We start from the raw sequence: 6,473 nt of genomic DNA, 5'->3' as shown, positions 1-6,473 counted from the left end.
GGGGCGAGCCCCCACCGCCAACCGACACGGCGGGCAAGCCCGCCGCGAAACGCATTGCCCTGCGCCATCTTCCGGTGCCCGCTACGCGGGCGAATGAGCGAAGCGAAATCGCTGCTCGCGCAGCGCTTTCCGAATCGGACCGTTCCGGCTCCGCCGGAACTCAACGGCACCACCTGCGGGTTCACTCCCCCACCCAACACACACCCGCTACGCGGGCGGCGGGTACGGGGTCCGGTTTCCATGTAATCCACAGTACGGCAACCCGTTTCAACGGTCAACGCCGACACGCCCACCAACACACTCCATTGTCCCACAACGCATTACCTCCACCCACCCCACCGTTCCCCAACCGTAACCCACCACACCCCCGGCTACGCCGGCTCCGAGCCGGCCACCAACGCCGGGCACGTTCACAACAACCCCCGCCGAACCAGATCCCGCCGCAACTCCGCCAACGCAGCCTCCACCTCGAGCAACTCCACCCCACGCGAACGCGCCACCTCCCGAGCCAGGAACAACAACTCGAAACCAGACAAGCCCCCGATCAGCCCGCCGTCGAGCCGGGTGAAAACCACAGAACCCCGGATCACCGCAGCTGGACGCCCGAACCGGTACAGCACGAACCCGGCATCGTCATTCACCGGCTCATTCCCCCACCGCAGCACCCCGCCACAGATGCAGGTTTCCGCGCACCAGCACCGGCACCGGATCCAAACACCCCACATGCCTATGAACACCGGCCAGCGGGCCGGAATGACCTTCATTCAGCCGCACGATCTCCACTGACCGATCCGCATCGACTCGCAACCCCTCCACCGGAAATCACCACCTCACCAGAGACGAAAACGCGAGCAAACACCCCGTCCCACGCCACCCCTGCGCACCCGCATTCGCACGCTCACGCGATTTGCAGGGCATCGAACACCAGCCCTGTCTTACCCGTTCCGATACGCCCCGCGACCGCGAACACCCGGCCACCGCCCGCACCGCGCGCGTAATGCCCAAACACCTCCGCAGCCGGAGCAATGACAGCGGGGCGCGACAAGGCGGACCGGATCGCGAAACTATCCACCGGACGCACGTGCACACGCTGCAACCGCGCCGTACCGAGCGACCGCCCCGGAGGGTTCACACTCGCCGCGAGCACTGCCTCGATCAACGATCGCCCGAGAACCGCCCGCAACTGCTGCGGCGGTCGGCGCCGGTCGAGCACTTCGAGCACAAGCCGCAGCGACTGCTCCGCGAACAACCGAACCGCTCGCAACTCGGCCGGATCGAGCTGCGGCTCGGGCAACGGATTCCGCGACTCGACGTCTCGCTGCTGCGACGGCGGCGGCGGCGGGACAGCCTCACCGGTCCGGATAACCGGCGGCTCCGAAAGCGGCGCGCGGCGAAGAAAGCCACCCGAAAACATCGGCGAATCGGCCATAAGAACCACCTCCGGAAAACAGTGGGAGTCGCAGTCCCACAAATGAATTGAATACTTCGAGCCTATCGGCACACACCGACAGATAGCAGCCTCGAACCCACCTAAACACCGCCGACCCAACCGGTGCCGGGGCACTGGTTGGGTGGAAGCCATGACGACGAGAACCGCCCCGCCCCTAAACTTTGCTTCTATCAATAGAGCTAGGTGTCGTGGGAGGTTGTCATGACTGTTGCCAGCATCGGGACGAGGAGTTGCACGGGAGACGCAGGGGGTTACCGGATTGCCGAGATAGTTGCCGCGGCCTGGTTCGACGCCGCGCGAGGTAGCGGTGATATCGACGTCGGAGTTGGCGCCCTTGGCGCGGCAACCCTGATCCGTGTGGACGCGGCGCAAGGCGGCGCGATCGCCGATCACTGGAGGCTCTGATCGCCGTCTCCGGGCCGGCGGCCGCCGCAGGGCGTGCGGGGTGAACACGCCCTCGCGACCGGTGGCCGGCCCTCGCCCTCCCGTGCCGGCAGCGTTGCACAGCGCGCGCAGCCATTCCGGTTTGGTCGTTCCCTACATCACCGCCTGGCACGCGGGCCGACCCATGTGGGGACACGTAGCAGAGCAGGCCCAAGCGCGTGCCATCACCGATGGGCTCTGCCAGGTGTGCGGCCTCGAGCTCGACGACACGCGGATCGTCCTGACGGTCCGCCCGCAGGACATCGCGGCCGCCGTCGCACCCGAGCCCGGTTTGCACCCCGCATGCCTGCGCTACGCCGTTGCGGCGTGCCCGATGCTGTCAGGAACGCGACCGCTCTACCGGCCCGTCGGCCATGGCCCGGGCCCCTGCGACCAGCCGGATTGCGATTGCGCGCTGTGGGCGCCGGCCGACAGCGTGGGGCGCGCCGAACAGCCCGCAGAAGCCTGGTACGAGCTCTGGATATCCCCCGCCGATTACCGTCCCACCGCCTACTCGACGAACGGCAGGCAGCAGATCGGGATCTCTCTGCGCGACGTTCGACCGCGCCGCATGCGCAAGATCCGCGCATCCGAACCCGGCGCATCACACGCCGAGCTGGAGCCGGTCATCGACCTCACCATTGCCACGACAGCACTCTTCTCGAAATAGACGCCTGCTTCAGGGAGTTTCGCCGCGCTGGATCGCATAAGCCGCCGACCGGATGGTGGCGATGTCGCCGAGGTCGAGATCAGCGATCCGCCCGTAGTAGTCGGCCACCGCATCCGGTGTCATGCCCGAGTCGAGGTTGTTCCTGATGTCGTCGAGCTGTTCTCGGGTGAGCTTCATGTGCCGGCACTTCCTTCGTCGATGGTGTTACCACAGGGACGTGACGTCGTACCTGGTCACGGCGTGCTCATCGTTTACGCCGCTGAACTCATCGGCGAGCCTTCGGCCTCGGCGACGAGGTCCTCGGCCACCAGATACACGGTGGGGATGCCGCCGACGCCATGGTGGTCGACTTTCACGCATCGCAGGTCGGTGCCCGGCGGGAGCACGACCTCGTTCTCGCCGGAAAAATGCGAGATCGACTTGACTGGGAGTCCTTGCCTGGTCCGCACGACCATCATGTACGGCGGGTGCCCGGCGAAAGCGCTTGCGGTGCCCGGGTTGGTACTGCAGCTGGTGACCTTGCCGATTTGCACTCGAGACCCAACGGTGAACGCAGCGGAGATGTACTCCGACGTGGTTCCTTTCCAGCCGCTCGGCACGCGCGTGCCCCGCATCAGCGTCATCGGTGTCATGTTCGGATTGTGCTCACCGAACTTGTCGAACGCCGATTCGAGGCCACCTACCACGGTCTTGATATGCGAGGAAGGGTTCGGATTGCGGCCGGTGATCGCGGCGTTGATCTGCTGGTATGTGCCGCCCGTGTAGGTGGTCAGGGCGTTGCGCTCGCTGGCGGTGAGCACGTTCTTGACGAACGCGGTGTTGGAGCCGGTGAGGTCGGTGATGTTCGAGGTCTTCAGTTGGCCGGCGCTGTTGGTGAACCCCCATGCCTTCAGGTTGCCGCCGCGCTGAGCGATGACCGCGTAGTCCCCGGCGGTCTCGTTGCCGAACGCGCGGACGCCGCTGCGCGTCAGGCTCGCGTACTTCTCGGGGCCGAGGCTGCCCGGCGGGATGTCGTGGTCGAAATGCGGGATCACTCCCCCACCGCGCGTCGGTGTCCCGAGTGCACGACGGTGGGCGGCTGCGTATGCGGCGCTGGCTTCGATCTTCGAAGCACCGGTGGCGAGGGCTTCGGTACGGGCCTTCTCCCCCGCAGCCATGGCGGCCTTCTCGCGCAATGCCTTCTTGTGCCGCTTGGTTCCTTCGTAGACGTCCACGCGCATCGGTCCTGCGCCGGCCGAGTCGGCGATCTTGGTGCGCGCCGCTTCGATACCGTCGTCGAGGAGATTCTGTTGCGTGGACGGTGTCGGCGCGACCCCCTCGGCTGCTTTGCCGGCGAGCTCGAGCGCTAGTCCACTCTTGATGCTGTGGGCATGTCGCTGCAGGTCGCTCGCGCCGGCCGGCAACGTCTCCAGGCCCGTGACGATCGGGATCCGGTTGGCCTTGTCCAGGGCATGGCTCTTGCTGTGCGCCTGTGCCACTGGGAAGTAGGCGTCCCCGTTGCGCTGCAGGATGAGAAAGTCGCCGCTGCCGCGCCGGTAGATCGCGGTACCGCCATCGAGTAGCCGGCCTTGCACGTCGTTGATGCCCGATCCGGTCTCCATCGGAATCGTGCCGGAGTGATAGACCGCTTTGTCGCGGGCGACGCTCGACAGCGACAGCGGAGGCCCCTCGTTCAAGGCCGCCACCGCTTCCCCGCCGTGGGTCCTGTTGAGCGAGCGCCCAATCGCGGCGATCTCGTCCTCGGTCAGGTTGGCGTAGTACGCGTCCCGCTCGTCGTCGGTCGCGAGGTCGACGCGCATTCCGTACTTCGCCGCCGCGAGATCGTCCTGGGCGTCGCGCTGGTGTCGCTGCGCGTCGAGATAGGCCTGCTTCGCGTCGTCGAGGAGCTGCTGCTGCTCGACAACCGCTGCGGAGCTTCCAGTGCCGTCTGCGACGGCGTTTTTCGCCTTACGCAGCCGTACCCGCTGCCTGTTGACCGCCTTACGGGCCCCGTCGGCTTCCAGGTCCACCGACTCGACGTGCTCATGGGCCGCGTCGAGTGCGGCCTGCGCCGGGGTTATCTGCGGCCCAGCGAGCTTTTCCCGTTCCGTTTTCGCCTGGGCGATGATCAGCTTGGCCGAGGGAGGATTCGCGTGCGTGCTGGGCATCGGGGTATCGCCGAGGACGGACTGGTCGATCTCGAGGGCCTGCATCAGCTCGGGCAGCATGCTCGGCGGCAGCGATAGCACCGCAGCGGCCGTGTCCACCATGCCCAGCTCGCGCAGATGGTCGACGACCTTCCTGCGCGCATTGCGGCCATAGCGGCGATTCGCGTTCGCCTTGGCCGCGGCCTTGTACGAATCGCAGGAGGGGCACCTACGGCCGCCCACATGTATTGACCGGCACATAGATTCGGGACGTTAGGGCGGTACGTCCACAGACTCCCACTGCAACCGCCGGTCATCGCTACCGCTGGTCAGCGTATGTCTGTAAAACCTCGCGTCGAGGCGAGGCTCCATCACCTCCGTTGGTGTCATGACGTAGTGATATTATTATGTCATGCGGTGACGTGGTGCAGTCGACGGCCCAGGCGCGACGACTTGGCTCGCCTCGGCCGCCGGCTCACCCGCACCCGCCGATGCCCAACCCGGAGGTACCCCGATGACCACACTCCTGGCGCGGTACACGAACGCGCTGACCGGGCTTGCCGCCGGCGACGCGTGGGGCTACCAGGTCGAATTCACCACCTACGACCGCATGAAAGAGCGCCCGGTTCCCCCTCCCCCGGCTCTCTGGCGAATCTCGGACGACACCCAGATGACGATCGCGCTTCACCGTGCCCTCTCCGAATGCGCCGATTTCTCTGACGTCGACGAGACGACGGCGATCATCACGAAACATTTCCTGAACTGGGCGATCGACCCCGACAACAACCGCGCTCCGGGGCGCACCTGCATGACCTCACTGCGCCACCTCCGGGAGGGCGCACACTGGTCCGACCCCGATGGCGCACTCGAATCTGCCGGCTGCGGCGCTGTCATGCGCCTCACCCCAGCAGCCTTCACCTCGGACCGGCATTGGTTGGGCCTGACGGCATTACAAGCACTCATCACGCACAAACACCCCCGTGCTGTGGCCTCGTCACTGCTGGTGGCGGACGCGCTGCGCAACGCTGATAGGCGGCCGGGGCGGTTTCTCGACCATGCCCTCGACGCCGTGGTCGACATCTACGAAGCGACCAGCTGCTGGCTTACCGACCCGTATCTCGCAGAGATCCTCTCCCCCATCACGACCGATCCGACGGGTTATCTGATCGACGGTCTCGATGACGGCATCCTCGACGCACTCCTGCGCGCCGACGACGCTCGGACCGAGCTGCGCATCCTTTCCACAGCCGAATACGGCGACCCTTGCGAAGGAATCGGCGAAGGTTGGGAATGTGCGACCGCGACTGCACTCGCCTTCATGGTCGCCGATATGACGACCTCACCGACGGGGGAGAGGGCACCATTATCCCCTAGGGGCGGGTTGGCCTGGGCGGCAACTAGCAATGGAGATTCCGACTCGATCGCAGCGATCGCAGGCGCCCTTGTCGGTGCCGCCAGTGTCGATCCCCACTTCTGGCGAAAGGCCAGCGTTGCCCCGCGTTTCGAGTCCCGATACGAAGCCGAGCTCGCAGCGTGCTCTGGGAACGCGGTTGTCTCGCTATTCGGATAGACACTTTCAGGCGCTCAATGTGCCTTCTACCAGTTGTTTCGCACCGAATATCGCGTTCATCTTCGCACGTTTTATCGCGTTGTAATACGCCTATGAACTCGCGCCATACATCGGACGATTCTCCGCACGTTGCATCGTGGTCTACATCGTGTTTGTCTCCGCATTGCATCGTGCGTATTCCTTCGCGAGACAGAGTGCGTGACGATGCACTCGCCATACCGCACGTGATCGTGC

General features: G+C 65.6%; 8 protein-coding genes. 3 read left to right on the top strand and 5 right to left on the bottom strand.

The genetic code is table 11. From position 1 onward, the window contains the following. The 3 genes from OG921_RS26440 to OG921_RS26430 all read right to left on the bottom strand — a co-directional run. Positions 1-242 (bottom strand): hypothetical protein (locus tag OG921_RS26440; RefSeq protein WP_266115534.1); only part of this gene is annotated, 242 nt, incomplete at its 3' end. Positions 243-410: 168 nt separating this feature from the next. Next, positions 411-641, bottom strand: coding sequence for a hypothetical protein (locus tag OG921_RS26435; protein WP_266115533.1), 231 nt, complete (start codon positions 639-641; stop codon positions 411-413). 257 nt (positions 642-898) lie between these two features. Beyond that, positions 899-1,429: an Rv3235 family protein gene (locus OG921_RS26430; protein WP_266115532.1), complete on the bottom strand. Its 531-nt coding sequence runs from the start codon at positions 1,427-1,429 to the stop codon at positions 899-901. Between the two features lie 222 nt (positions 1,430-1,651). On the opposite strand from OG921_RS26430, the gene OG921_RS26425 reads away from it, so the two are divergent. Together OG921_RS26425 and OG921_RS26420 are read left to right on the top strand one after the other, a co-directional pair. Then, positions 1,652-1,855 carry a hypothetical protein gene (locus OG921_RS26425; RefSeq protein ID WP_266115531.1) on the top strand — a complete coding sequence of 68 codons (204 nt, stop codon included), beginning with the start codon at positions 1,652-1,654 and terminating at the stop codon, positions 1,853-1,855. 40 nt (positions 1,856-1,895) lie between these two features. Then, positions 1,896-2,543 carry a hypothetical protein gene (locus OG921_RS26420; RefSeq protein WP_266115530.1) on the top strand — a complete coding sequence of 216 codons (648 nt, stop codon included), beginning with the start codon at positions 1,896-1,898 and terminating at the stop codon, positions 2,541-2,543. A gap of 9 nt (positions 2,544-2,552) precedes the next feature. On the opposite strand, the gene OG921_RS26415 is transcribed toward OG921_RS26420, so the two are convergent. Beyond that, on the bottom strand, positions 2,553-2,720 hold the full coding sequence (locus OG921_RS26415) for a hypothetical protein (protein WP_266115529.1): 168 nt from the start codon (positions 2,718-2,720) through the stop codon (positions 2,553-2,555). Between the two features lie 74 nt (positions 2,721-2,794). Then, positions 2,795-4,912: an ADP-ribosyltransferase gene (locus OG921_RS26410; protein WP_266115528.1), complete on the bottom strand. Its 2,118-nt coding sequence runs from the start codon at positions 4,910-4,912 to the stop codon at positions 2,795-2,797. A 271-nt stretch (positions 4,913-5,183) separates the two neighbouring features. Here OG921_RS26410 and OG921_RS26405 point away from each other — a divergent pair, with 271 nt between their 5' ends. Continuing rightward, positions 5,184-6,239: an ADP-ribosylglycohydrolase family protein gene (locus OG921_RS26405; RefSeq protein ID WP_266115527.1), complete on the top strand. Its 1,056-nt coding sequence runs from the start codon at positions 5,184-5,186 to the stop codon at positions 6,237-6,239. The last annotated feature ends 234 nt before the right edge of the window (positions 6,240-6,473 follow it).

It is taken from the genome of Aldersonia sp. NBC_00410 (assembly GCF_026342035.1).
In the GTDB taxonomy this organism is placed as follows: domain Bacteria; phylum Actinomycetota; class Actinomycetes; order Mycobacteriales; family Mycobacteriaceae; genus Aldersonia.
This window is presented reverse-complemented; position numbering and strand designations above follow the sequence as displayed.

Bases quoted from the DNA above. Each gene is read 5' to 3' on its own strand.
- OG921_RS26430 (WP_266115532.1), bottom strand. From the start codon at position 1,429: ATGGCCGATTCGCCGATGTTTTCGGGTGGCTTTCTTCGCCGCGCGCCG.
- OG921_RS26425 (WP_266115531.1), top strand. From the start codon at position 1,652: ATGACTGTTGCCAGCATCGGGACGAGGAGTTGCACGGGAGACGCAGGG.
- OG921_RS26415 (WP_266115529.1), bottom strand. From the start codon at position 2,720: ATGAAGCTCACCCGAGAACAGCTCGACGACATCAGGAACAACCTCGAC.
- OG921_RS26405 (WP_266115527.1), top strand. From the start codon at position 5,184: ATGACCACACTCCTGGCGCGGTACACGAACGCGCTGACCGGGCTTGCC.